The organism is Advenella mimigardefordensis DPN7, from assembly GCF_000521505.1.
Taxonomy (GTDB): domain Bacteria; phylum Pseudomonadota; class Gammaproteobacteria; order Burkholderiales; family Burkholderiaceae_B; genus Advenella; species Advenella mimigardefordensis.
The window spans coordinates 1979588-2004095 of record NZ_CP003915.1; the positions used below are offsets into that span (position 1 = coordinate 1979588).

Consider the following 24508-nt stretch of genomic DNA (forward strand, 5'->3'; position numbering starts at 1 on the left):
TTTCTATTTTGAGGGCGGTGATCAATGCTGATTCATTCCGATTTTTTACAGCGTGCAGCCGTGTTGCCACAGCACTATCAATGGATTGCGTCGCCGCAGCCTGGTGTAGAACGTGTAATGCTGGATCGTATTGGCGAAGAAAAAGCGCGGGCGACCAGTATTGTGCGTTACGCGCCGGCATCCCGTTTTCCAGGGCACCCACATCCGGGTGGCGAGGAAATTCTGGTCCTATCGGGCACGTTTTCGGACGAGCATGGCGATTATCCTGCCGGCTGGTATTTGCGCAATCCGCATGGCTCCAGTCACCAGCCGTTTACCCATGAGGGGGCTGTCATCTTCGTGAAGCTGCGGCAAATGCCCGAGAAAGAGAGTCGCAGCGTGCGCATCAACACGCATGACGCCTCCAACTGGACCGAGCATGATGTGGGCGCGTCCTGTCCCTTATTTGCGGACGAGCGTGAGCAGGTGTCGGTCGAGAAGCGGGCGGCTGGCAGGCAACTCGTCAGCCAATTTGTCGATGGTGCGGAAGTGCTGGTGCTTGAAGGAAGTCTGAACGATGCCGCACAGGAGTACGGGGAGGGTAGCTGGTTGCGCCTGCCGCCAGGTACGTATTCGGAACTTGTCGCCGGACTGCGAGGAGCTACGGTGTATTTGAAAACCGGACATCTTGGTGAATACCTGACCGGAGCGATGGCTCCTTGAAGAGCGTTATCAGCCGCTTTACATCTCCAGGCGTTGCAACACCACATCCAGCAGCACTTGTGCGCCATTAAGGAGCTGTTCATCGTCCGTGTGTTCGCGCGGATTGTGGCTTATTCCATCTCTGCTTGGCACGAAAATCATGCCTGCGGGTGCAATGCGGGCGATCATCTGTGCATCGTGGCCAGCGCCCGAGGTCATGCGACGATAGGAAAAGCCTAAGCGCTGGGCGGACGTTTCTATTTCATCGACAAGACGCGTATTGAATATGACCGGCTCAAAGCGGGCCAGCTGTTTGCTCACAATTTTGACGCCTTCCTGCTGCTCAAGGACGGCCAGGTACGCCTGTAGGCGGCGCTCTGCAGAACGCAATTGCTGCTCGTCGGGATCTCGCAGGTCTACCGTGAAAGTGGCGCTGCGAGCAATGACGTTGATGAGATCGGGGGCCAGTTTGAGCGAACCCACCGTGGCTAGGGTGTTTGTGCTGGATGCGGCCAGTTCCCGCAGGAAAGTCATGACCGATGCGGCCGCCCAGCCGGCGTCATTGCGCAGGCGCATAGGCGTTGTACCGGCATGATTGGCGTTCCCCTGTATTGTGATTTTCTGCCAGGAAATGCCCTGCAGATTTTCCACAACGCCGATTTGCTTGGCTTCAGCTTCCAGAATCGGACCTTGCTCAATATGCAGTTCAAGGTATTCATAGGGAACGACAGAGGTGGGCGCGATATCTCCAGCGTAACCAATGCGTTTGAGTTCATCGCCAAGACGTGTGCCATCGGTGCCGATTGTTTGCAGCGCGGTGTCGATGGACAGGCCACCGGCGCAAACCAGTGATCCCATCATATCGGGTTGATAGCGTACGCCTTCCTCATTGGTGAAGGCGGCAATGGTGATCGGGCGATTGGGCTGTTTATTTGCTTCGCGGAATGCGCGAACCACCGCCAGGCCGCTTAACACGCCATAGCAGCCGTCCAGGGCACCAGCATTTTTAACGGTGTCAATATGCGAGCCGATCATCAGTGGGGCCAGGGATTTTTCTTCTGGCGTAGCGGGCAACAGCGTGCCGAAAATATTGCCGATCTGATCAATGCCGATGTCCAGATCCAGTTCCCGCATCCATGCAACTAGCTGATCGCGACCCGCTTTCTCATCGTCGGTTAAGGCGATTCTGGTTCGACCGCCCGAATCGGTATCGCAGCCAATGTTTCCCAGCTGTTGCAGTTGTGCCAGTAAAACCGCGCCATTGAGGCGAATATCGTTGGCGAAGTCCGTTGTGCTTGTCATATACCGTGTGTCAGCACCCGCAGGTGCCGTATGGTGTTGTGCCGTTAATCGTGCTTAAGCAGAATCATATGTCAAAAGCATCAGAAACTTAACCCAATATGCATGCCTGAAATGCAAGAAAATTGCGTTTACGGTCTTACCGCGGCAAATGGGGCCGATTCTGTTTAGCGTCCCAGCGAGTAAAACTCGGCATTGGGACGCATGCTGGTGACGTTTGCCAGACGGTTAGACATGCCGAAAAATGCCGAAATGCCGGCAATATCCCAAATGTCCCCATCGCTAAAACCGTGCTGTTTCAGTGTATCGAAGTCAGCCTCACCCACTTCCTGCGCCTTTTGCGAGACGAGGACGGCGAAATCCAGCATCGCTTTCTGCCTATCGGTAATATCAGCTTTACGATAATTGGTCGCGATTTGATCGGCAATCAGCGGGTCTTTGGCGCGGATGCGCAGGATCGCACCGTGCGCGATCACGCAATATTGGCACTGGTTAAGACTGCTGGTCGCGACCACGATCATTTCACGCTCAGCCTTGGTCAGATTGCCGGGTTTTTCCATCAGGGCGTCGTGATAGGCGAAGAATGCACGAAACTCGTCTGGCCGATGGGCCAGCGTCAGAAACACATTTGGAATAAAGCCTGACTTTTCCTGAACCTCAAGAATGCGTGCCTGAATATCTTCCGGCATGTCTTTGAGTTCGGGTACCGGAAAACGGCTGACTGCAGGTTGCTGCGCTTGTGTCATGTTGACTCCTGTTGGTAAGCAAAAGAAAGGGTGCTATTTCAATATTACATCTGAACGGTGGGTGTTTTATGCCGGTGTACCGTGATACGTAATGGTTTCGATGACTGTTGCCGAGTTGCCGCCAGCCTACTGCGTATCCAGCGGTATAGCAAATGTCCTTTTATTGCTTTGCATCGCCACATGCGTTTTGAACTGCCGAATATTGCCGCTCAGAAACAGATCCTGCGTCAGGCGTTCATATTCGTGCATGTCTGTGACGGTCATCATGATCAGAAAATCAAAATCGCCGGTCACATAATAAACCTGCTGAACCTGCGGACAAGCTACAAAGCGTTTCTTGCAGGCTTCCAGCAGATCCAGGCGTTCGCTTTCCAGTTTCACTTCAACGATGATGGTGATGGGTCTGCCCACCGTGGCCGGGTCAATAATACTGACGTTCTGTTGTATCACACCCGCCGCTTCCATTGCTGCAATTCGTCGGTTGACGGCGGACGGCGAAAGATTCACCTGATCGGCAAGCTCACGCTGCGACATTTTATTGTTGATCTGCAGCAGGTTGAGAATTTTTCGGTCAAAGGAATCGAGTTGCATGGTATGCCTTTGTATGATGTTCAGGAGAGATCACAAGCCGGCGCATTGCGAACGCGCTTTTTAACTGCCTTGTTTGTGACGTCCGGCTAGCGGATGGTTGCGTAAATGGCATTGCTACGAAGGCTCAATATTTGCACGGTTTGTGCATTTGACACGCCAATTTTCGATCAAACAGGCAAAAGCAGGATGCTAGCATTGTTTCGTATCCGGACATTGTAGCCTGAGCAACAATTACTCGGATAATGGGCGGGCTAAATGCCCGCTGTTGCTATCTAAACAGAATAGGAATCATCAATGTTATTCACCAACCCACGTGCGGCACGAACTGCTTACCCAGCCAGCCTCAAAGATATCCTGTCTGTTGAGCGTACCCGCGAGTCGCGCGACTGGCTATCCGGCTGGGATCAACTGAGCCCAGGACCAACACCGCTGTGGCGTCTGCCGGATCTGGCGCAGCACTTGGGCATTGCGCAATTGTTCGTGAAGGACGAATCCACCCGTTCGCCACTGGGCAGCTTCAAGGCGCTGGGTGCGTCCATTGCACTTGTGCGGTTGATTGTAAGCACCATGCCCGAGGCCGGCTTTGACCCCAAAGCGCTGATCGCTGGCAGGTACAAGGATAGGCTTGGTGATTTCGTGGCAATCAGTGCGACAGATGGAAATCATGGTCGATCGCTCGCTGCGGCTGCCCAAAGTATCGGCTGCCAGTGCGTCATTGTTCTTCATGCCAACGTCAGCCATGAGCGTGAACAGGCAATTGCGCATTACGGTGCGCGTATCATTCGAATCAAAGGTGGTTATGATGAATCGGTTGAGCATGCTGCGCAACTGGCCAGGGAAAATGACTGGCGGGTGGTGTCCGATACCTCGTACGAAGGCTATGAGACCGTGCCGCGCGATGTGATGCAAGGCTACGGTATGATGGTTGAAGAAATCATAGAACAGACGGCAGAAGAGGGTGCCGATAAATGCGTCTTTACACATGTCTTTCTACAGGGCGGTGTGGGCGGCCTGGCAGCGGGCATCGTCAGTTATTTTTGGGAAGTGTATGGGACCAATCGGCCGGTGTTTGTCATCGTGGAACCGGAGCAGGCAAATTGCCTATATATGAGTGCCGTTCACGGCCGACCATCAAAAGCGACGGGTTCGGTTGATTCTGTGATGGCAGGGCTGGCTTGCGGCGAAGCCTCACCGCTGGCCTGGCGCTTTTTAGAAAAAAGCGTGGATTTTTTCCAGACGATTAGCGATGTTGCGGCGATTCAGGCGATGAAAACCCTTTCCCGTGGAAGTGACGCAGATATACCGGTGGTTGCGGGGGAGTCTGGGGTTGCCGGGTTGGCAGCACTTCAGAATTTGGCAGCGGCATCACAGGATGCGGTGAAGATGGGGTTGAACCGGCAGTCACGCGTGCTGATGATTAATACTGAAGGCGCGACTGCGCCGACGGTGTATCGTGAGTTGGTTGGGGAGTCGGCGGAATCGGTGCTGGGGCGGCAGCGGGCGTGGCGAGGGTAACAATAAAACAGAATGGAGTATGCTGCCTGAGATACAGCTATCTGCTGTATCTCAGCAGAAATCCTGTTTTCCGGTGGCGATGAGAGCCGGTAACATTTGTATTCCCCGGCAAATGTAATTAAAGTTGCGTACTACTTTGTCATGACATAGACCAAGCTGATTTATGGGCATACTATTTGCCACGGTTTACTATATGGCACTGTTTATCTGGCGCTAACTTTATTAATTATTTCATTGATGCATCTTCCCTAACATGGATACCTCCAACCATATTGCTCTTCGTGTCAATTTCAAGCTGATGCACACTTTTCTGCTTGTAGCAGAACACAATAGCTTCAGGAAGGCTGCAGAACAGGCAGGGCGCTCCCAATCTGCTATCAGTATGCAAATCAAGATGTTGGAGCAACAACTGGGTGTATCCCTTATTGTCAGAACCACGCGTAGCCTGCGCCTGACCGCCGAAGGGGAGCTGTTGTTGAAACAGGCCCGCCGAGCAATGCATGAGCTTGAATGGGGATTGTTGCATGTTGCTGAAGCGGCGGATTTGAAAAGGGGGAGGGTGACGATCGCCTGCTCTCCTGCCTTTGCTTCAACCCGGCTGCCGGCTATATTGTCAAGATTCCAGCAAGATTATTCCGGTATCCAGGTAATTCTAAAGGAGCATAAATCAGCGGAACTCCTTGAGGCTGTGCGGTCTGGAGAAGCCGACTTTGGCGTTGGACCGCAAATTCATGACAACAATCTGGAGTTTCAGCTCATTCAGTCTGAGCCATTGCTTGCGCTGGTTCCCAGGGTCCTGACTACCACAAATCGCAAAACGATTGAACTCAAAGAGCTGTCGCGATACCCGCTCATTTCTTTTCATCCCAATACAGTTTTGTACAGGATTATCAGCCACGCAGCAAAAGATCACGGGTTCGAACTCAATATGCGGTATTTATGTATACAGGGCCAAACACTTGTTGCATTGGCAGAAGCAGGCCTGGGCGTCTCTTTACTAACAGAATCTGTTGCGGATCTTTCAAATTTGCAGAACGTGCAGAAGCTCGTGATAACCAATCCTCGGCTACAGCGGCATTTTGCCTTAATTCGTGCGCGGGGCCAGTTAATGTCAGCTGCCGCGCAGCGCTTATACGATTTGATTCTTGCCTACGCCAATTAACTCCTTATTGTATTTATTGATGCTCAAAACTGCATAATCCCTAAGAATTAGCAAATTTTCATGTGGCTCCTTTCATCTATACTGACTTTCATTATTAGAGGAGCCAGTATGCTGAATCAGACGATGTTATATGAGACAAAAGTGTTAGAAAGCCGACAAAAGATCGTGCGGATCGAGTTACATAATTTGAGGAATATTCCTATTACTCCGCCTCCCTATCGTGACCTGCCGAAGACGGAAGGCGCATTGTTACTGGAAGTGGAGACGAGCGATGGTATTGTTGGGTGGTCCACCAGTGGCTATACCCATCATGTGGTGGTGGATCTGATTAATAAATATATTGCACCGCGCATAATTGAACAGGGAGCGGATCCTTTTCGTACCGAGAGGATTCCAATGCTATTTGACCGACATACCTACGAAAGGCCGCTAGGTCGGGCTCTCATTAGCGCGCTTGCCATGATTGATATTGCATGTTGGGATATCAAGGGAAAAACGCTAGGAAAACCGGTTCATCATCTGCTTGGTGGTGCGCGAGATCGTGTACCCGTATATGTTACCCATGGTGCCGCCTATGATGGAGCTCCTGTTTATACTGCAAAAGAGCTTGCGGCAGAAGCAAAGCATTTGGCTGACTTGGGAGTGACTCATCTCAAAAATACGGTTGGGCGACAAGCTGTCCCGGATCCTTATGATGACTACAACCGTATGGCGGCGATGCGTGAGGCTGTCGGGCCGAATGTGAGGTTGTCGATGGACGGAAACCTACGTATGTCCCTTCCAGACGCAGTTAAGCTGTGCACACTTTGTGAAGAGCTGGACATTAGTTTCATTGAAGAACCAATTCACTATAATGAGCCAGCTAATCTTGCGCATCTGAGATCCCGCACGAGTATTCGGGTGGCTGCAGCGGAAAACGAAAAATTCTCTGCCAAAGATTTGCTTTGTGCGGGTGCTATTGACATTCTTCAGCCTAACGTAAATAACGACGGTGGATTTACGGCAGGCCTGCGTTCGGCAAATCTGGCACGGGCATTCAATGTGGCGCTTGGCCATGGTAATGGGAACGGACCACACAATATCGCGCTGCATGCAGGCGTTGCCAATGGCGGACTGGTGGAGTACCACTTTCACAAATGGATGGCGTATAACGCGATCTTTAAGGAGGTACCACAGCCAGATGAGGGCTACTTGAATGTTTCCCAGGAACCAGGCTTGGGACTCGAACCGAAAGATGGCCTGATTCAGGAATTTAAAGTGTCGTAGTAATAATAGATTGCTCTGGCCGTGGGCCAGAGCAAAACTCGTATTTATTTAAAAATCATCGGCCTATGGGGCTTGTATAAAGCATGGAGGAGACATGAGAAAGTATACGTTACTTGGAAAAATTGTTGGTGCGACGGCAATAGCAATATTGTCAGCGCATGCGGCTGTGGTTTCAGCTGCTTCCTATCCAGACAAAAATGTGACCTTAATTGTGCAGTCGTCGGCGGGAGGAGGTAGCGATATCTTCGCACGTACGGTGGCCAACATTATTCAGAAAAAAAATCTGCTCGCTTCGCGCCTGCTGATTGAGAACCGTCCTGGCGGCGGAGGCGCTATCGCATACAACTTTATCGCAAAAAAGAAGAAGAATCCGTACTATTTGGGAACGCTTGCTACTTCCTTCTTCACTGCACCATTGCTTGGAAGAACGACAACAGGATATGACGACTTCAAACTGGTTGCTGCTATCGCCGCGGATCCATTTGTTCTGGTGGCAAATAAAGACTCGTCAATTAAATCCATCGAAGATATTAAGAAGATGGACTCCATCCGTGTTGGCAATACCGGTGCTGTCACGGATCCGGCGATGCTGGGAGCACAGCTTGCTAAGCAGTTGGGCGTGGAGTTGCGAGCAGTTCCTTTTAACGGAGACGGAGAGGTAACAACAGCGTTATTAGGAAACCATATCGATCTCCAATTTGGAAACGCGTCAGAAGTGATGAGCCAAGTGCAGGCGGGCAGGGTCATTCCTTTAGGCGTGACTTCTGCATCCAGACTTGCCGTACTGCCAAACGTACCGACTCTGAAGGAACAGGGGGTCGATATAGAGCTACAGTTGTATCGTGGCTTTATGATGCCAGCCGACGTTGCAGACGACGTTGTCAGTTTCTGGGAAAACGTCTTCAGGACGGTTGCAGAAAGCGAGGAGTGGAAAGAAGAATATCTGACGCGCAACAATTCCTTTCCTGTATTTCTTGATTCCAGACAGTTTGAGGCTGAGCTTCCAAAAATAGTCAATCAGTACAAGGAATTCATCTCACAAAGCAAAAAATAGCTGGGTGAATTTTCCATGACACGAATATAGTACTTCGTGTCAGACCATTGGTGCGAGAGGCATACATGAAACTGAAGTACCTTGAACTGATTTTTGCCGTTATGGTGTTTGTGCTGGGTCTATATGTGTTGAGTACGTCCATAAGTTATGGGCTGACCGCAGAAACGGGTATGGGCACTGGCTTTTTTCCATTTATTAGCGGATTGATATTCACAATTTCGGCAGCGGGCATCATTCTTCGCCAACTGCGAAATACCTGCGTTCCAGATGGGAAAATAGGGTCATCTGAAGTGCAGACTGTTCTGCTGATGGTCGTTGCAACTGCAATATTTTTGCTGATTGTAGAAATCGTTGGATTTCTGATCCTGACGCCGTTTTACATCTTCTCTATGGCATCCATCATAAAGCGGCCAACTCAAATGAAGACGCTTATGTCGCATTTCTTTGTGGCGGGCGGATTCACATTATTTGCCTACGGAATATTCGTTGTATTGCTTGAAACACCTATTCCGGGTGGGTGGTTTTTTCCGGAAAACTAATTTGGCGTTATGAGAAAAAAATGGAATCTTTTGACCTTTTAATTAATGGGCTTTGGGCTGCCTTTGGTGCAGATATGCTGCTGGCTACGTTCCTGGGTGTTGTACTTGGTCTTGCTGTTGGCGTTCTGCCAGCATTGGGTCCAGCGGCAGCCGTAGCTATTCTTTTACCCGTAATTGTACAATTTGAACCAGCGACCGCGATAGCTGGATTGGCCGGGGTTTATTATGGAGCCATGTACGGAGGAGCGGTCACTTCCATTTTACTAGGAATCCCCGGTGAGTCAGCCTCGCTTATGACAATGCTTGATGGCTATCCGCTTGCACAGCGTGGCGAAGCAGGCCGTGCATTAGGTATTAGTATCTTTGCATCGTTCATTGGCGGGATGATAGCAATCGTGCTTTTCACTGCGGTTGCTGCGCCTTTTGCCGAGTTTGCGGTCAGATTTGGTCCGCCAGAAATGACGGCTTTGATGATCATGGCGCTGGTGTTTTCGACTGCACTAGGCGGCGACGATGTGTGGAAAGGATTCGTTGCGTTGGGGCTTGGACTATGGCTGGGAACAATGGGCCTGGATATTGTGTCGGGATTGCCAAGGTTCGACTTCGGAACGGTTGAATTGCTTGAAGGCATAGAGTTCGCTGTTGTTGCCATTGGTTTATTCGGTCTGGGCGAAATTTTTGTTTCGATCAGTGAAAAGACTGAGCAAGTAGAGCGGCCTTCATATACTTTTCGTTCGCTTTTGCCGCGGATCAACGATATTCTCGTTACCTGGAAGGACTGGCTTATGGGATCCGTTGTAGGATTTATTATTGGTGTATTGCCTGGTGCAGGCGCGACAGCATCAACAATTTTTTCCTATTCCGTTTCAAAAAAAATGTCAAAGAATCCAGAGAAATTCGGTAAAGGTTCGCTCAGCGGTGTTGCTGCACCTGAATCAGCGAACAATGCATGTTCGTATTCGGCGATGATACCTCTGTTCACTTTGGGAATCCCGGGCTCGGGAACGACAGCGATCATGCTTGGTGGTCTCTTGATGCTTGGATTACAGCCTGGGCCGTTGTTATTTGAACAGCATGCGGATTTCATTTGGCCGGTTATAGGCACGTTCTATACGGGTAACCTGATATTGTTCGTTCTGACCATTTTACTGGTTCCGGTGTTGGCATCAATTGTGTTTATTCCTATACAGGTGCTTTTTCCTATTGTGACGGGGATCGTTCTTTATGGTGTATATGGTTTGAATAATAGTATTTTTGATATTGGAGTAGCATTGTTTTTTGGTGTGCTTGGCTATGTGTTCAAAAAATTGCATTACCCGTCTGTTCCCGTACTTTTGGGTTTAGTATTAGGTCCGATATTGGAGCAGGGCGTGAGGCGTTCGTTGATCATGTCAGATGGAAATCCGTCGATTTTCTTTGAAAGCTATATTTCAGTTATGCTATTGCTGGCGACAGCTTCATTGATCTTTATTCCATTGGTTAAGAAAGTCATGAGAGTTAGAGCAGGCACGTCCTGATTTTATTTGAGGACACACTATTTCTGAGTAAAGATGGATTTGAAAAGAGCTGCGGAAGTGGATTTCGCAGCTCTTTCCACATAGGTATTATTGAAGAATCGGTGTGCTTGGTTTGGTATCTCCGGCGACGATACGCTGTATCCACCGCTAATTTGCATATCCTTCCGCTTTCATAAATGCCTTTAACGTATCTATGAACGATTGAGATAATTGGGAGATGGGCTCATCGCTGATCCTCACTAAATACGCTGTCAATCGGGGCGGGTTCTTTAAAGGGCGCGTCACAAAGCGATGTGCCGACCAGCTTTGAGCAGAGAACTGATCAACCAGGGCTAGCCCGGCTCCGGCCTGTACCAGCGCGCAGGCATTTTGAGGTGAGCCCACTTCCACAACGGGGCGCACGACATGGCCCTCTTTTTGAAACATCTCCTGTACCATTTGTCCAAATGACGATTCCCTGTCATAGGAAATCAGCGGATGGGGAAGTAAGTCGGCTATATCCAGGGTGGCGCGGCGAGAAAGAGGGTGGTTGTACGGGAGAACACAAACCATCTCAGCGTGACCGATTTCATCCTGCTCCAGATTCGGGTGAGACATTGGAAGAATCGTAATGGCCAGATCTGCCTGTCGTTTTAGCAATCGTTCAGTAAGTGGAAGATGCGTAAGATAGCGAAAGGTTAATTTAACATTGGGATGATTTTCCCTGTATTTGGTAATGACCGCCGGAATCAGCATCTGACCAAGACTGGGTGTGGCAATCAAATTCAGGATACCTTCCTGATTCTCGCGTAGTTCACGTGCCATTTCATTGACGCGTTGCACACCATCGTAGACCGTTTCCACTTGATGAAAAAGTTTTTTGGCTTCAACGGTCGCGTGCAGTCGGCCTTTTATCCGTTCAAACAATGGGAAACCAATGCGACTTTCCAGATGAGAAAGCATGCGGCTTACTGCGGGCTGCGAGACATGTAGCAGTTCTGATGCGCCTCTGATCGAGCCGGTAATCATCACCGCCCGGAATACTTCAATTTGTCGCAAGTTCAATTCCATCTGTCTGCCCATTTTAAAACATTAAGTTAATCACTATTGCGGTGCACAATTATTGAAACCAGTGCATGCACCGCACCAATAGAGGGAATTAAGGGAATTCCCTAGTTATGTCCATAAATGGTTTTATTGGAATGATTAACATGATGTTAAGTATAACAATTGAAATATCAATAGGCAGCTGAAATAACAGACACCATAATAATCACACATAAACCTTTTTCGAGTTTGAAGTGATGACAGACAAGACCCCCGCCATTTCGCCAACCGAAGACAGCTTCGATCTGACGATTCGCAATGGAAGAATCAGTAATGCGGATAACACATTCCACGCCGACATAGGGATAAAAAACGGGGTGATTACAGCGATCGCAAAGAATCTGCCCAAAGGAGCGAAGGACGTTGATGCAACAGGACTGTGGGTCTTGCCAGGCGGGATTGACAGTCATACTCATATCGAACAGCTGTCTGGCATGGGGGTCATGTGCGCTGATGATTTTTATTCGGGCACAGTCTCGGCGGCGTTTGGCGGCACGACAAGCATTCTTTCTTTCGCTGCTCAGCACCGCAAGGATCGGGTAAAGGACGTTCTGGAAGATTACACACGTCGGGCACAGGAAAAAGCGGTGATTGACTATGGGTTTCATTTGATCCTGACCAATCCGGACGAAGAAACATTGAGCCGGGACCTTCCTGATGTGATCCGCGACGGGGTTACCTCGTTAAAAGTGTATATGACCTATGACGCACTCAAACTGGACGATTGCCAGTTGCTGGATGTATTGGCTGTCGCCGGAGAGCACGGTGCGATGGTGATGCTGCATGCAGAGAATCACGACATGATCCGCTGGATTGCGCGAAGGCTCCTGGAAAACGGCCATATAGCGCCGAAATATCATGCAATCGCTCATGATGCCCTGGCCGAATCAGAGGCAACGCACCGGGCTATCACACTGTCGCGTCTTGTTGATGTTCCGGTGCTCATCGTTCACGTGGCGGGCAGCGAAACCGTTGAGATCATACGTCAGGCCCGGAATCTGGGTGCCTCGGTGTATGCAGAAAGCTGTCCTCAGTATTTGTTTCTGCAGGCTGAAGATATCGATCGTGACGGGATGGAGGGTGCGAAATTCTGCTGCAGTCCTCCGCCTGGTGATGTGCGGTCTCAGGAGGCGATCTGGCAGGGTCTCAAGGATGGGACATTGGCGGTGTATTCTTCTGACCATGCGCCTTATCGCTTTGACGGATCGGGTAAGTTGCCTAAAGGTGAACAGACCAGCTTTAAAGAAATGGCCAACGGTGTTCCGGGTGTTGAATTGCGACTACCGTTGTTGTTCTCGGAAGGAGTGATGAAAGGGCGGTTGACGATTGAGGAATTCGTTGCATTGACCTCGACTAACCACGCGCATATGTATGGCATGGCTTCAAGAAAAGGCAGTATTCAAATAGGACTGGATGCCGATCTGGTGCTGTGGGATCCGGAGCACAAGGCTCAAGTCGCAGCCAGCAAACTGCATGACAACGTGGGGTACACCCCTTATGAAGGCCGTACTTTACAAGGCTGGCCCGTACAGGTGTATAGCCGCGGACGCTGTGTCGTGAAAGACAATACGCTGCAGGTAGAGCGTGGCAGTGGGCAATTTATTGCGCGAGATCGGCCAGCTCCAGTGGTACAGCGAACTGGTACTTCTCCAGGCAGAAATCTGTTCCGCCGCCTGACTCAGCTGGAGACGTTCAAAAAATAAATCGGCTGTTTTTCCAGCCGGGTGTGCTTAGCAGTAACTAATCGTATTGGAGATTGAGATGTACAAATTGGATGCACTATTTCGTCGCGGTGTTGCTGTTTGCGCGCTGTCTTTTTGTGTCACCGGCGTGTCGTGTGCAAACGACGCACCGCTGAGAACGGCGGTCGATGCCACATTTGCACCACACGCCATGCCAAAACTGGGCGGCGGCGTACAGGGTTTTAATGTTGACCTGGGAGAGGAAATTGCGAAACGCCTGGGACGTAAGATTGTTGTTGAGGCAGCAGAGTTTTCAGGGTTGGTTCCAGGCCTTAACAGTAAAAGATATGATTTCTTGATTGCCCCCGTTACGGTTACGCCTGAGCGCTCCAAATCCCTGCTGTTCACAGAGGGTTATCTGGATACAGATTACACGTTCCTAGGCAGTGCAAAATCTGCTCCCATAGAGAATCTTGAACAGCTAAAAGGAAAAACCATTGCCGTTAACAAAGGTTCCAATTACGAAGGCTGGGCAAAAGAAAATGCAGGTAAATACGGCTTTCGTTATGACGTATATGGCACCAATGCGGATGCGGTACAGGCCATACAGGCCGGGCGTGCTGACTACAACCTTGCAGGTACGACGGTTGTTGCCTGGGCGGCAAAAAGGAATCCTGCACTCAAAACCAGCTACACAATCAAGACAGGACTGGTCTGGGCGCTCGCGTTCCGAAAAGATGATAAAGAGGGTCGCACTAGCGTATCCAATGCACTCAAATGCATGAAAAAAGACGGAACAGTAGCAAAACTGGCTCAGAAATGGTTTGGCTTCGAACCAGATGCAACGAACGCTGCTGTCAACATAACCCCAGGCACAGGCGTTCCAGATATGGATGGTTATGACGCAACGCCGGTCACGCCAACATGTTCCTGACAGGATCAATTGATACACATTCAAGGCTGAATATCATGCAAACGAATTCGACGATTCTGGACGTTAGCGGCTTGTGCAAAAAATATGGTAATACAGACGTATTGCGCGGTGTAAATCTTCAAGTGCGAGAGGGTGAGCTTGCGTGCATTATTGGTCCATCCGGATCGGGAAAGAGCACGATGTTACGCTGTTGTAACCTGCTTGAATCGCCAACGTCGGGAAATATAATCGCTGCATCACATGAACTGATGAACCCAGAGATTGATATCAATCGCATGAGGCAGGATGTTGGTATGGTGTTTCAGCAGTTCAATCTCTATCCGCATCTAAGTGCGTTGAATAACGTAACACTGGCCTTGCGGAAAGTTCAGAACAAGAGCAAGGATGAAGCGCAAGACATCGCCATGCAGGCTCTGGACCAGGTGGGACTGAAGAACAAGGCAATGTCAAAGCCGGGTGAATTGTCCGGCGGGCAACAACAACGGGTAGCGATTGCGCGAGCAGTGGCGCTAAAACCCAGGATCATTTTATTTGACGAGCCAACCAGTGCACTGGATCCGGAACTGGTTGATGATGTTCTCAATGTAATGTGTGATTTGCGAAAGCGCGGAATGACGATGGTGGTCGTCACGCATGAGATGGCATTCGCCCATGCTGCGGCCGATAAAGTGATCTTTATGGACGAAGGTGTCGTTGTTGAAAGCGGGACAGCTGCTGACATCTTTGAGCGACCACGTGAGGGCCGTACACAGGCATTTCTGGCTCGTTATGCAAACAGGATGAGACAGTAATGGACGCGGCAACTGGTTTCCTATTCACGTTTTTTAATATCGATGTTGCACGGCAGTATGCCGACGTCATTGGTAAAGGTACGTTGATTACCCTTTCAGCAGGTCTCGCTGTCATTGTGACAGGAATCGTGCTGGGTACCCTATTGGCCATTGTGCGTTCGCTCGGCTGTCGCCCTTTGTCACTGTTGATCGTGGCGTTTGCCGACATTATGCGTTCCTTGCCGCCATTGGTCCTGTTGATTATCCTTTATTTCGGACTATCGGAAGTGGGTGTGCCATTGTCAGCTTTTGCAGTGACATGGATTTCGTTGTCTCTGGTGCTGGCGGCTTATGCCGAGGAAAGTGTCTGGGCTGGGATCACCTCCCTGCCAAAAGGGCAGATGGAAGCGGCGCGCTCTACCGGCATGAAATGGTGGCAGACAATGCGATGGGTCATCCTGCCACAAGGGATCCGCAGGGCGATTCCACCACTGACGAATCGCGTCATTTCGATCACCAAGAATACGGCGCTGGGATCTGTTGTTTCACTCAATGAGATACTGAATAACGCACAGGGCGCAAGCAGCTATTCGGGCAATCCAACACCCCTCATGATGGCTGCATTCGCGTATGTCGCTATTTTTCTTCCCCTCGTCATCTTTTCACGGTGGCTGGAACGGCGCTGGATTCAAAACTGAGAGATGGCAATGGAAAATTTCATTCAGGGTTTCTTTAATTTGCAAGTATATGGCGAGGTTTTTCCTTTCCTTCTCAATGGCTTATGGACAACGATATGGCTATCGGCAATCGTGATTCCCATTGGTGCCATCTCAGGATTAATACTCGCCATTGGTATGACTCAGAAAAATAGCCGATTGGTGTATTGGCTGATCATCGTCTACGTTGACTTCTTCCGGGCATTCCCCCCGCTGGTTTTGCTGATACTTGTCTATTTTGGCTGGCCGTTTCTGGGCATTGAGTTGAACAAGCTGACTGCTGTTGTGATTGCATTCGGGTTGAATAATGCCAGCTATTACGCCGAAGTGTTCAGGGCCGGTCTGGAAGGTGTTTCAAAAGGACAAATGGAAGCGGCCCGCTCAACAGGGTTGAACAAACGCAAAGCACTTTTATATGTTGTCATTCCGCAGGCGGTTCGCAATGTGCTTCCCGATCTCATTGGCAACAGCATAGAGGTCGTCAAGTTGACCACGATTGCAAGTGTGGTTGCTTTGCCAGAGCTGTTAAGAGCTGCCAGGGACGCACAATCTATTGTGTATAACCCGTCTCCGGTGATGCTGGCAGCGCTGATGTATTTGGCCCTACTGTGGCCGCTAACAAGATGGCTCGGTCGGCTGGAGCATAAGCGTGGTCAATGAATATAGATGTTCGGCCCGTTTGAATCGAGAAAGAATATTCATATGCCTACGGCACTTCAATATTATTAATTCTATTATTTGCAGGAAATCATTAGCATGAAAACCAATCAACCGATTATGAATGAACAATCCCGCGGCGTATTTGTGATCGCAGCGACACCATTTACAGATAGCGGTGAAGTGGATCTGGAAAGTATTGATAGTCTGACCGAATTCTATCTGGAAAAAGGTGTTTCAGGCATGACCGTTCTTGGCATGATGGGCGAGGCACCAAAGCTAAGTGAATCAGAAACCACATTGGTGATGGAGCGCTTTTTAAAACGCGTGAATGGGCGGGTGCCGGTCACTGTCGGTGTAAGTAGTGCTTCCAATCTGCGCTTGGAAAGACTGTCCAAAGAGGCAATGTCATTGGGTGCGGCAGGGGTGATGGTGGCGCCAATATCAAATCTGAAATTGGACGAGCAGGTGTACGGGTATTTTACAACTGTGGCCAATTTGCTTGGCAAAGAGATTCCGATTTGCCTGCAGGACTTTCCCCAGGCAACTGGGGTGCATATGTCAGTCAATGTGATCAATCAGTTGACCGACGATTTTTCGCAGGTGGTTATGCTCAAGCACGAGGATTTTCCGGGTATGCGAAAACTGAGTCAAATCAGGGAACAAAGCAAAGCGAGCAATCGGCGTCGGATCAGCATTCTGGTCGGCAACGGTGGCTTGTTTCTTCCACAGGAAATGCTGCGCGGCGCAGATGGTGCAATGACTGGCTTTGCCTACCCAGAAATGCTGGTTCAGGTTTGTGATCTTTTCGATGCGGGTAAGCCCAAGGAGGCCGAAGACTTATTCAATATCTATTTGCCTTTGTTGCGTCACGAATTTCAATATGGAATTGGTCTGGCACTGCGAAAAGAGACATTGCGTCGACGAGGCGCTATCAAATCGGCATTTGTTCGTCGCCCTGGTCCGGTATTGGACGCAAAGGATCTGGACGAGCTAAGTGCGTTAATTTCTCGTCTGGACTTCGAACTGGCGTAATTAATCGTGGGTCAATTGAATGAGGGGCTGAAATGCCGAAAACGCTTTTTGTCATAAATCCGAATTGCAATCGAAATGTGACGCAAGTCATGGATGCCGCGTTAACACCATTACGCCACGCAGATCTGCCCAGGATTCAATGTATTACCCTGAGCGCAGGGCCCGCAGCAATACAGTCTCAGAGTGATGTTGACATGGCTGCAGTACATGTCAGACGTTTCGCAGAGGAACATTTGGATGAAGCTGCAGGGTTTATTACCGCGTGCTTTAGCGATCCCGGGTTACACGCGCTGCGCGAGATCAAGGGGACCTTGAGCCTGGGTATTAGCGAATGCGCGATGTTGACTTCCTTGTCGATAGGTCAGCGAGTGGGCGTCATTGCCATGGTACCCGAGTCGATTCCAAGGCATTACCGGGCCTGGGGGGCAATGGGAATTTCACAGCGTGTAGTCGGTGAGGTTTCAATAGACCGTTCTGTTGCTGCCTTGTCTGAAGCCAGTGAGACGATCAAGGCCATGATCGAGTCCGGCCGACGTTTGAAAGAGGAATGTGGCGCAGATGTACTCGTGATGGGCTGCGCCGGAATGGCGGCCTATCGTGATTCAGTTGAACAGGCAATAGGACTGCCCGTGGTGGAGCCAACGCAGGCAGCGGTATCAATGGCGCTTGCTCGATTAAGAATGGGATGGTAAATGTCTATGTTGGATTTTGGCATACAGAGTAAAAGTAATTTGATAGCGCAGCTACTCCAAGTTGTGGGAACCGAAGGCGTAATCACCGGGGAAAGCGATAAAAGGGCCTATGAGATTGACTGGTTAAACAAATGGAGTGGCCATAGCAGTCTCGTTGTCAGGCCTGCGAATACTCAGCAAACCGCTGAAGTGATGCGAATTTGCCATGCGAATCGTACGCCGGTTGTCGTGCAGGGCGGCAACACGGGCATGAGTGGTGGAGCAACACCAGACGATAGTGGTGCTCAGGTGGTGCTAAGTATGACGCGTATGAATACGATCAGAGAGGTAGATAGTTTTAACAATACGATAACGGTCGAGTCTGGCGTTTTACTCGCGCATATTCAGGAAGAGGCAGAGAGGAATAATCGTTTTTTTCCGCTCAGTCTTGGCTCTGAAGGAAGTTGCACGATTGGCGGAAATCTTGCGACCAATGCCGGAGGGGTGGCGGTCTTACGCTATGGCAATACCAGAGAGTTAACGTTGGGAATTGAAGTTGTGTTGCCGGACGGTCGAATCTGGAACGGTTTAAGAGCACTTAGGAAAGACAATACCGGCTACGATTTGCGGGATTTGTTCATTGGCTCTGAGGGCACATTGGGCGTTATTACGGCTGCGGTGCTTAAGCTGCACCCTTTGCCGACTGCTCGATCAACAGCATGGGTGGGCGCAAAAGATATTCAGTCTCTAGTTCGTCTCATCGACGCTTGTCGTAGTCGATGCGGGGAACGATTGTGCGCGTTTGAAATGATGACGCATGAGTCAGTGGCGCTCGTATTGCAACATGTCACTGATGTGTCGTACCCATTAACGTCGGATCATCCGGTACATGCATTAATCGAACTTGCCGATATGAATCAGGAAGGGCTGGCTAATATGCTTGAGTCGACTCTTGAGGAGGCGTTGGACAATGGCGATATAAGCGATGCGGTGATCAGCGCCAGTCTCAGACAGAGGCAGAACTTCTGGAAAATACGTGAGGGCATATCGCAGGCGCAAGTGCGTGCTGGAAAAACGATCAAGCACGATATTGCACTGCCCATTTCTGCAATATCGGATTTTGTGAGTGCAGCGACGGCGGCTATTGGTAAAGAGCAAAGTAATGCCAGGATTATTAACTTCGGTCATATCGGCGATGGGAATCTGCATTTCAATGTATTGATGCCGGCCGAAACCGATTACGCGACCATGACGCGGAATACTGCAAGCCTGAATCGCGTGGTGCATGATCTGGTCCATCAAGCCAACGGCAGCATCAGTGCAGAACACGGTGTCGGACAGCTACGCAGGGATGAGTTGCGGCATTATAAATCGGCAGTGGAACTGGATTTAATGATGTGCATTAAGCAGTCCCTGGATCCACATCAGATCATGAACCCCGGAAAACTTATTTAACCTACCAATTAAGGAGATATCAGAATGGATTTGGGATTGTCGGGAAAAGTGGCATTGGTGTTTGGTGCGGGCGGTGGATTGGGCAGCGCGATTGCACAAACGCTGGCAAGCGAGGGAGCGGATGTTGTCTTGGCTGATATTAATTTTGATGCGGCAGAATCAGTGGCGGCATCCATCCGTGATAACAACAAGCGTGCCCGGGCTTTGCAATGGGATTTGAACGACTTATCTGTCATCGACGCTCATATTAGCCAAATTGAGAAAGAGCTGGGGCCCGTGGATATTCTGGTGAATAATACCGGTGGACCACCGCCGACTCCTGTCGCGTACCAAACGCAGGACGTATGGAACAAACATTTCCAAAGCATGGTTCTCTCAGTTATTGCCATTGCGGACAGAGTGTTGCCGCAAATGCGAGCGCGTCAATTTGGCAGAATTATAACGAGTTCGTCTTCGGGGGTGATTGCGCCCATCCCGAATCTCGGCTTATCGAATGCGTTACGGGTCAGTCTGCTTGGATGGTCCAAGACCTTATCGCGTGAAGTAGGAAAAGAGGGCGTTACGTGCAATGTCGTTGTTCCCGGCAGGATCGCCACGGGCAGAACAAAATTTCTGGACGAACAGAAAGCTAAAAGGGAAGGCCGGCCAATTGAAGATGTGTCGGACGAGAGCGCCAATACCATCGCGCTTGGCCGCTACGGCAATCCTCAGGAATATGCGGATGTGGTGACCTTTCTTGCCAGCACGCGCGCGTCTTATCTGACCGGTTCGGTGTTGCGCGTTGATGGCGGGATGATTGCGAATATATAGAAGGCTGAAGTTACGTTCACAGTAAACGGCTTGCATGGTCAATAAGCTCAACAGGATCGAATTGTGCGATCTGTAGAATTATTCGTCAGGCGCCGTTTCCGATGGTACGCCAAGCCTTTGCTCAACTTGCTCAAGTAAGCGGTAAAGCTGCTCCAGTTCCGCATGCCCCAGCATTTTCTCAATCTGTGCATACGTCTCTTCTGAATGTGGTGCGATTTCTTCTACGATATCGCAGCCTGCATCGGTCAGACCGAATTCGGATCCGCGCAGATCATCTGCGAGACGGCCGCGAGTGATCAGTTCTTTGGCTTCAAGTGTCTTAAGCAGGCGCGATAAGCTGGGCATGCTGATAAAAGTCATCTGTGCCAGGTCCATCGGGCGCAAACTGGATTCGGCGGCCGACATGGCACGCAAGACACGCCACTGTTGTTCTGTCAGATTATGCATCCGCAGCATAGGCCGAAAGCGCATCATGACTGATTCGCGGGCCTTCAGGAGAGCCATCGGGAGGGAGCGCGAAAAAGAACGCATAGATTCGGACATGGCTTGAGTGATCAATATTGTCATAGAAATAGGGGAACACCCGATTGTACGCCAGTCCGGTTTAGTGCGACGCGCCAGACTGGTGGTGAAGCCAATTCAGTGCGTTGGCTGCACGTTTCCTTTCGGTAGCTAATAGGTACTACCCTGAGCGACCGCTGTCGTATTCTTGAAACGGCTGGCGAGCTGACTGGTGGCCTGTACCAGCAGGCTGGTGTCCAGGCCCACGGCGACAAAACTGCAGCCCTGTTCCAGGTACTGTCGTGCAAGATTTTCATTGGGCGTGAGAATGCCCGAAGCCTTGCCTGCTTTGTGAATCCGGCCTATCGCGTCGCTGATCGCAGCCTGAACTTCGGGATGACCAGGATCGCCGACATGGCTCATGGCTGCCGACAGGTCAGCGGGGCCAATAAACACGCCGTCTACGCCTTCCGTGGTGGCGATGGCATCCAGATTTTTTAGTCCTTCCAGCGATTCCACCTGGACCAGTACGCAAATCTGGGCATTGGCTTCCTGATAATAGTTGGCGCGGCGTCCCCATGCCGAGGCGCGCGCGCCGCCCATGCCGCGAATACCACCCTTGCCGTCGTTTTGGGGATAGCGTGTTGCCCGCACGATACGGGCGGCCTGCTCGGCTGTGTCTACCATCGGCAGCAGCAGCGTTTGTACGCCTATATCCAGATATTGCTTGATCAGCATTTCGCCGATTTCGCCATGACCCATGGGGACACGAGCGACGGGGTGAGAGGCCGAATAGGGGGCCACTGCCTGTAACTGCGCGAGCAAGGTGAGAGTATCGTTGGGACCGTGTTCGCCATCGATCAGCAGCCAGTCGAATCCTGCACCGGCGCATATCTCGGCAGAATACGGGCTGCCCAGGCTGACCCATAAGCCGATTTGCGCCTGTTTCTGCGCCAGGGCGGTCTTGAATCGGTTAGTTGGCGTTGCCATTGTCATATTCTTTCCTTTTTAAATGCCCATACACAGATACTTGGTATCCACATATTCTTCGATGCCGGCTGCGCCGCCTTCGCGGCCGATGCCCGATTGTTTGACGCCGCCAAAAGGGGCGACCGCGGTGCTGATAATGCCGCTGTTAATACCGACCATGCCATATTCGAGCGCTTCGCCGACACGCCACACGCGTCCCAGATCGCGCGCGTAGAAATAAGCAGCCAGTCCGAACTCCGTATCGTTGGCCATATGAATCGCTTCTTCTTCGGTTTTGAAGCGGAATAGCGGTGCGACCGGGCCGAAAACTTCTTCTTTGGCAATCCGCATGCCGGGCAAGGCATTGCCGAGAATTGTGGGTTCGTAAAAGCTATAGCCCAGGCTGCTGCGCCTGCCGCCGGTAATCAGTTGTGCGCCTTTGCCCAGCGCATCCTGCACCAGTTCTTCGACTTTATCGACGGCGGCTTCGTCGATGAGTGGTCCTTGCGTCACACCGTCTTCTGCACCATTGCCAACTTTGAGGGCGGCCACTGCTGTGGTGAGTTTCGCAATAAAGGTATCATATACGCCATCCTGTACCAGCAGGCGGTTGGCGCAGACGCAGGTCTGGCCGGTATTGCGATACTTGGACGCCATGACGCCCTCAATGGCAGCGTCCAGATCGGCGTCGTCGAAGACGATAAAAGGTGCGTTACCGCCCAGTTCCAGCGACATTTTTTTCAATGTCGGAGCGCACTGTTCGGCCAGCACACGACCGACTTCGGTAGAACCCGTGAATGTCAGTTTACGCACGACGGGACTGGCGGTAAGGACGCCGCCGATGGCACGTGATGATCCGGTAAGTACGCTGAATACGCCTGCCGGTACGCCGGCGCGCTGCGCCAGTTCGGCCAGGGCCAGGGCAGAAAGTGGTGTCTGTTGTGCGGGCTTTACGATGACGGTGCAACCCGCAGCTAGGGCCGGTGCGACTTTGCGTGTAATCATGGCAGCCGGGAAGTTCCAGGGCGTGATTGCAGCGCAGACGCCGACAGGTTCTTTGGTAACGACAATCCGCTTGTCAGTCCAGGGTGAAGGAACCGTTGAGCCATGGACGCGGCGCGCTTCTTCGGCAAACCATTGTATATAGGAGGCGGCATAGGCAATTTCGCCACGCGCTTCGGTCAGCGGTTTGCCTTGTTCGGCGGTCATGATCAGCGCCAGATCTTCCTGGTGGTGCATTACCAGTTCAAACCACTTGCTCAGAATAGCAGCGCGTTGCTCTGCAGTGCGAGCTTTCCAACTGGTGAAGGCTCGTGCGGCAGCGGAGATAGCCGTTTCGGTCTCGCTCTGACCGAGCATCGGGACGTGGGCGATCAGCGCAGCGGTGGCGGGATTGTTGACTGCAATGGTTTTGCCGTCGGCAGCCGAGAGCCAGTTGCCATCGACCAGGCATTGGGTTTTTAGCAGGGTTGAATCACGTAGTGGTAAAGACATGAAAAATTCCGGTTGTATCTGTCCAGGTAGTATCTATCTGTTGTCCAGTTAGTATCTTTTATTTAGTTAAAGCGAAACTGCAGTGTGCCCAGCGGGCCGTAGTCGGCCTCGAACAGGTCGCCTGATTTTGCGGCGACCGGGCGCGTGAATGAGCCTGCGAGGATGATTTCCCCGGCGGCCAGCGATACGCCCCAGGGGGCAAGTTTGTTGGCCAGCCACGCCACGCCGATCGCCGGATGGCCTTGCACGCCGGCAGCAAGGCCGGTTTCCTCCACGATGCCGTTCTGCCGCAGGATAGCGCCGCACCAGGGCAGGTCCAGTGTCAGCGGGTCAGCGCGGTGACCGCCAACGACGATGCCCGCATTGGCGGCGTTGTCGCTGATGGTGTCGAAGACCTTGCGCATGACTTTGCTGTGGCGATCGAACTGCTCGATGCGCGAATCGATGATCTCGATGGCGGGCGTTACATACTCGGTTGCATTCAATACATCGTCGACGGTGACCTCTTTGCCACCCGGCAGGCCTGGCCCGGCCAGGGGCGACTTAAGCACGAACGCCAGTTCCACTTCGACACGCGGCGCGATGAACTGTAGCGTGGGCAGCGTCAGCACTTCCCCGGGTGTACAGGTGAACAGCATGGAGTCAAGCAGTGTGCCGTAATCGGGTTCGTCGATTTGACTGGATATTTGCATAGCGCGCGAGGTCAGGCCGATTTTGTGGCCGATGACTTTGCGGCCGGCGGCGATCTGCATGCGTACCCATTCGCGCGAGACGCGATAACCATCTTCGATGGTCATGCCAGGATAGCGCTTGGAAAAGTGTTCGATCTGCTGGCGTGACTTCTCGCTTTCGTCGAGTTCCTGTGCGAGTTGGCTTAAAAGTTCGGCGGAAAACATGAGTTATTAATTCCTGGTAAAGAGGGGGTGCAGGGTGCTGTGTTTGCCGTCGTAGACCTGGCCAGGGGCTTCATCGATCTGCACCGTCAGCCCCAGGTGTTTGCCAGGTGTAGAGAATAGCGATTCCAGATGTGATTGGGCGCAGCTTAACAAGGCGTCTCCTGCCGCCTTCTTGACGGCGTCGGAGCGTCCCGAGCCCATGCGCAGATTGATGTAAATGAAGCCGTAATCACCATCGCCGCCAGCGGCGAGTCCCGCAGATCCGCCATCGGAAACGGCATAGTGCTGCGCAGGATAGGCAAAAACGCGCGTGCCTCCAGTGGGGAAGACCGGCTTGCCGTCCTCGGAGCGGATGGTCAACATCGTGTCAGCCAGATTGCGGCACAAGACGCTCATGTCGGTGAGCGTTTCCAGGTTACCGGTGTAGAGAATAACAACGTGGGGCATGGTGAAAAGTTCCTG

The 24508-nt window shown here is 51.4% G+C and carries 25 protein-coding genes; 16 read left to right on the forward strand and 9 right to left on the reverse strand.

Features of this window, described 5'->3' with window-relative positions; all coding sequences use genetic code 11:
• The first annotated feature begins 24 nt into the window (after nt 1–24).
• A complete protein-coding gene (locus MIM_RS09135; protein WP_025372446.1) occupies nt 25–702 on the forward strand; it encodes a cupin domain-containing protein in 678 nt (225 codons plus the stop codon).
• An 18-nt stretch (nt 703–720) separates the two neighbouring features.
• On the opposite strand, the gene MIM_RS09140 is transcribed toward MIM_RS09135, so the two are convergent.
• From MIM_RS09140 to MIM_RS09150, 3 genes are all read right to left on the reverse strand, one after another.
• Complete coding sequence (locus MIM_RS09140) at nt 721–1983, reverse strand: Zn-dependent hydrolase (protein WP_025372447.1); 1263 nt, start codon at nt 1981–1983, stop codon at nt 721–723.
• Between the two features lie 164 nt (nt 1984–2147).
• Nucleotides 2148–2726: a peroxidase-related enzyme gene (locus MIM_RS09145; RefSeq protein WP_025372448.1), complete on the reverse strand. Its 579-nt coding sequence runs from the start codon at nt 2724–2726 to the stop codon at nt 2148–2150.
• A gap of 126 nt (nt 2727–2852) precedes the next feature.
• Nucleotides 2853–3317 (reverse strand): Lrp/AsnC family transcriptional regulator, encoded by a 465-nt coding sequence (locus MIM_RS09150; protein WP_025372449.1) that lies wholly within the window; start codon nt 3315–3317, stop codon nt 2853–2855.
• A 294-nt stretch (nt 3318–3611) separates the two neighbouring features.
• Here MIM_RS09150 and MIM_RS09155 point away from each other — a divergent pair, with 294 nt between their 5' ends.
• The 6 genes from MIM_RS09155 to MIM_RS09180 all read left to right on the forward strand — a co-directional run bounded on the left by MIM_RS09155 (nt 3612) and on the right by MIM_RS09180 (nt 10370).
• Nucleotides 3612–4832: a diaminopropionate ammonia-lyase gene (locus MIM_RS09155; RefSeq protein WP_025372450.1), complete on the forward strand. Its 1221-nt coding sequence runs from the start codon at nt 3612–3614 to the stop codon at nt 4830–4832.
• Nucleotides 4833–5085: 253 nt separating this feature from the next.
• Entirely contained in the window at nt 5086–5994 is a 909-nt protein-coding gene (locus MIM_RS09160; protein ID WP_025372451.1) for a LysR family transcriptional regulator, read from the forward strand.
• Nucleotides 5995–6102: 108 nt separating this feature from the next.
• Nucleotides 6103–7260 (forward strand): mandelate racemase/muconate lactonizing enzyme family protein, encoded by a 1158-nt coding sequence (locus MIM_RS09165; protein ID WP_025372452.1) that lies wholly within the window; start codon nt 6103–6105, stop codon nt 7258–7260.
• Between the two features lie 94 nt (nt 7261–7354).
• On the forward strand, nt 7355–8314 hold the full coding sequence (locus tag MIM_RS09170; RefSeq protein WP_025372453.1) for a tripartite tricarboxylate transporter substrate binding protein: 960 nt from the start codon (nt 7355–7357) through the stop codon (nt 8312–8314).
• A gap of 65 nt (nt 8315–8379) precedes the next feature.
• A complete protein-coding gene (locus tag MIM_RS09175) occupies nt 8380–8853 on the forward strand; it encodes a tripartite tricarboxylate transporter TctB family protein (RefSeq protein WP_025372454.1) in 474 nt (157 codons plus the stop codon).
• Between the two features lie 20 nt (nt 8854–8873).
• Nucleotides 8874–10370: a tripartite tricarboxylate transporter permease gene (locus tag MIM_RS09180; RefSeq protein ID WP_025372455.1), complete on the forward strand. Its 1497-nt coding sequence runs from the start codon at nt 8874–8876 to the stop codon at nt 10368–10370.
• A 147-nt stretch (nt 10371–10517) separates the two neighbouring features.
• Here MIM_RS09180 and MIM_RS09185 read toward each other — a convergent pair whose 3' ends face one another.
• The gene (locus tag MIM_RS09185; RefSeq protein WP_025372456.1) at nt 10518–11420 is read right to left on the reverse strand and encodes a LysR substrate-binding domain-containing protein; all 903 of its coding nucleotides are present in this window, start codon (nt 11418–11420) and stop codon (nt 10518–10520) included.
• A gap of 233 nt (nt 11421–11653) precedes the next feature.
• On the opposite strand from MIM_RS09185, the gene hydA reads away from it, so the two are divergent.
• The 9 genes from hydA to MIM_RS09230 all read left to right on the forward strand — a co-directional run bounded on the left by hydA (nt 11654) and on the right by MIM_RS09230 (nt 20186).
• Complete coding sequence (gene hydA / locus MIM_RS09190) at nt 11654–13159, forward strand: dihydropyrimidinase (RefSeq protein ID WP_025372457.1); 1506 nt, start codon at nt 11654–11656, stop codon at nt 13157–13159.
• Between the two features lie 46 nt (nt 13160–13205).
• Nucleotides 13206–14072, forward strand: a complete 867-nt coding sequence (locus tag MIM_RS09195) for a transporter substrate-binding domain-containing protein (RefSeq protein WP_245592845.1) — start codon at nt 13206–13208, stop codon at nt 14070–14072.
• A 35-nt stretch (nt 14073–14107) separates the two neighbouring features.
• Complete coding sequence (locus tag MIM_RS09200) at nt 14108–14863, forward strand: amino acid ABC transporter ATP-binding protein (RefSeq protein WP_025372459.1); 756 nt, start codon at nt 14108–14110, stop codon at nt 14861–14863.
• Complete coding sequence (locus MIM_RS09205) at nt 14863–15540, forward strand: amino acid ABC transporter permease (RefSeq protein WP_025372460.1); 678 nt, start codon at nt 14863–14865, stop codon at nt 15538–15540. The genes MIM_RS09200 and MIM_RS09205 overlap by 1 nt, the downstream gene beginning before the upstream one ends.
• A 9-nt stretch (nt 15541–15549) precedes the next feature.
• Complete coding sequence (locus MIM_RS09210; RefSeq protein WP_025372461.1) at nt 15550–16218, forward strand: amino acid ABC transporter permease; 669 nt, start codon at nt 15550–15552, stop codon at nt 16216–16218.
• Between the two features lie 96 nt (nt 16219–16314).
• Complete coding sequence (locus tag MIM_RS09215; RefSeq protein WP_042070148.1) at nt 16315–17250, forward strand: dihydrodipicolinate synthase family protein; 936 nt, start codon at nt 16315–16317, stop codon at nt 17248–17250.
• Nucleotides 17251–17282: 32 nt separating this feature from the next.
• Nucleotides 17283–17942: an aspartate/glutamate racemase family protein gene (locus MIM_RS09220; RefSeq protein ID WP_025372463.1), complete on the forward strand. Its 660-nt coding sequence runs from the start codon at nt 17283–17285 to the stop codon at nt 17940–17942.
• Nucleotides 17943–17948: 6 nt separating this feature from the next.
• On the forward strand, nt 17949–19376 hold the full coding sequence (locus MIM_RS09225) for an FAD-binding oxidoreductase (protein WP_042071189.1): 1428 nt from the start codon (nt 17949–17951) through the stop codon (nt 19374–19376).
• Between the two features lie 24 nt (nt 19377–19400).
• Nucleotides 19401–20186 carry an SDR family oxidoreductase gene (locus MIM_RS09230; protein ID WP_025372465.1) on the forward strand — a complete coding sequence of 262 codons (786 nt, stop codon included), beginning with the start codon at nt 19401–19403 and terminating at the stop codon, nt 20184–20186.
• A gap of 78 nt (nt 20187–20264) precedes the next feature.
• Here the strand turns inward: MIM_RS09230 and hpaR are convergent, their stop codons facing one another.
• The 5 genes from hpaR to MIM_RS09255 form a co-directional block, all read right to left on the reverse strand.
• A complete protein-coding gene (gene hpaR / locus MIM_RS09235; RefSeq protein WP_025372466.1) occupies nt 20265–20729 on the reverse strand; it encodes a homoprotocatechuate degradation operon regulator HpaR in 465 nt (154 codons plus the stop codon).
• Between the two features lie 129 nt (nt 20730–20858).
• Entirely contained in the window at nt 20859–21677 is an 819-nt protein-coding gene (locus MIM_RS09240; protein ID WP_025372467.1) for an aldolase/citrate lyase family protein, read from the reverse strand.
• An 18-nt stretch (nt 21678–21695) separates the two neighbouring features.
• Complete coding sequence (locus MIM_RS09245; protein WP_025372468.1) at nt 21696–23150, reverse strand: NAD-dependent succinate-semialdehyde dehydrogenase; 1455 nt, start codon at nt 23148–23150, stop codon at nt 21696–21698.
• Between the two features lie 62 nt (nt 23151–23212).
• The gene (gene hpaH / locus MIM_RS09250) at nt 23213–24046 is read right to left on the reverse strand and encodes a 2-oxo-hept-4-ene-1,7-dioate hydratase (protein WP_042070152.1); all 834 of its coding nucleotides are present in this window, start codon (nt 24044–24046) and stop codon (nt 23213–23215) included.
• Between the two features lie 6 nt (nt 24047–24052).
• Nucleotides 24053–24493 (reverse strand): 5-carboxymethyl-2-hydroxymuconate Delta-isomerase, encoded by a 441-nt coding sequence (locus MIM_RS09255; RefSeq protein WP_025372471.1) that lies wholly within the window; start codon nt 24491–24493, stop codon nt 24053–24055.
• Between the last annotated feature and the right edge of the window lie 15 nt (nt 24494–24508).

What these genes read in the sequence shown, in the direction of transcription:
- MIM_RS09135 (WP_025372446.1), top strand. Translation starts at nt 25, where the DNA reads ATGCTGATTCATTCCGATTTTTTACAGCGTGCAGCCGTGTTGCCACAG.
- MIM_RS09140 (WP_025372447.1), bottom strand. Translation starts at nt 1,983, where the DNA reads ATGACAAGCACAACGGACTTCGCCAACGATATTCGCCTCAATGGCGCG.
- MIM_RS09145 (WP_025372448.1), bottom strand. Translation starts at nt 2,726, where the DNA reads ATGACACAAGCGCAGCAACCTGCAGTCAGCCGTTTTCCGGTACCCGAA.
- MIM_RS09150 (WP_025372449.1), bottom strand. Translation starts at nt 3,317, where the DNA reads ATGCAACTCGATTCCTTTGACCGAAAAATTCTCAACCTGCTGCAGATC.
- MIM_RS09155 (WP_025372450.1), top strand. Translation starts at nt 3,612, where the DNA reads ATGTTATTCACCAACCCACGTGCGGCACGAACTGCTTACCCAGCCAGC.
- MIM_RS09160 (WP_025372451.1), top strand. Translation starts at nt 5,086, where the DNA reads ATGGATACCTCCAACCATATTGCTCTTCGTGTCAATTTCAAGCTGATG.
- MIM_RS09165 (WP_025372452.1), top strand. Translation starts at nt 6,103, where the DNA reads ATGCTGAATCAGACGATGTTATATGAGACAAAAGTGTTAGAAAGCCGA.
- MIM_RS09170 (WP_025372453.1), top strand. Translation starts at nt 7,355, where the DNA reads ATGAGAAAGTATACGTTACTTGGAAAAATTGTTGGTGCGACGGCAATA.
- MIM_RS09175 (WP_025372454.1), top strand. Translation starts at nt 8,380, where the DNA reads ATGAAACTGAAGTACCTTGAACTGATTTTTGCCGTTATGGTGTTTGTG.
- MIM_RS09180 (WP_025372455.1), top strand. Translation starts at nt 8,874, where the DNA reads ATGGAATCTTTTGACCTTTTAATTAATGGGCTTTGGGCTGCCTTTGGT.
- MIM_RS09185 (WP_025372456.1), bottom strand. Translation starts at nt 11,420, where the DNA reads ATGGAATTGAACTTGCGACAAATTGAAGTATTCCGGGCGGTGATGATT.
- hydA (WP_025372457.1), top strand. Translation starts at nt 11,654, where the DNA reads ATGACAGACAAGACCCCCGCCATTTCGCCAACCGAAGACAGCTTCGAT.
- MIM_RS09200 (WP_025372459.1), top strand. Translation starts at nt 14,108, where the DNA reads ATGCAAACGAATTCGACGATTCTGGACGTTAGCGGCTTGTGCAAAAAA.
- MIM_RS09205 (WP_025372460.1), top strand. Translation starts at nt 14,863, where the DNA reads ATGGACGCGGCAACTGGTTTCCTATTCACGTTTTTTAATATCGATGTT.
- MIM_RS09210 (WP_025372461.1), top strand. Translation starts at nt 15,550, where the DNA reads ATGGAAAATTTCATTCAGGGTTTCTTTAATTTGCAAGTATATGGCGAG.
- MIM_RS09215 (WP_042070148.1), top strand. Translation starts at nt 16,315, where the DNA reads ATGAAAACCAATCAACCGATTATGAATGAACAATCCCGCGGCGTATTT.
- MIM_RS09220 (WP_025372463.1), top strand. Translation starts at nt 17,283, where the DNA reads ATGCCGAAAACGCTTTTTGTCATAAATCCGAATTGCAATCGAAATGTG.
- MIM_RS09225 (WP_042071189.1), top strand. Translation starts at nt 17,949, where the DNA reads ATGTTGGATTTTGGCATACAGAGTAAAAGTAATTTGATAGCGCAGCTA.
- MIM_RS09230 (WP_025372465.1), top strand. Translation starts at nt 19,401, where the DNA reads ATGGATTTGGGATTGTCGGGAAAAGTGGCATTGGTGTTTGGTGCGGGC.
- hpaR (WP_025372466.1), bottom strand. Translation starts at nt 20,729, where the DNA reads ATGTCCGAATCTATGCGTTCTTTTTCGCGCTCCCTCCCGATGGCTCTC.
- MIM_RS09240 (WP_025372467.1), bottom strand. Translation starts at nt 21,677, where the DNA reads ATGGCAACGCCAACTAACCGATTCAAGACCGCCCTGGCGCAGAAACAG.
- MIM_RS09245 (WP_025372468.1), bottom strand. Translation starts at nt 23,150, where the DNA reads ATGTCTTTACCACTACGTGATTCAACCCTGCTAAAAACCCAATGCCTG.
- hpaH (WP_042070152.1), bottom strand. Translation starts at nt 24,046, where the DNA reads ATGTTTTCCGCCGAACTTTTAAGCCAACTCGCACAGGAACTCGACGAA.
- MIM_RS09255 (WP_025372471.1), bottom strand. Translation starts at nt 24,493, where the DNA reads ATGCCCCACGTTGTTATTCTCTACACCGGTAACCTGGAAACGCTCACC.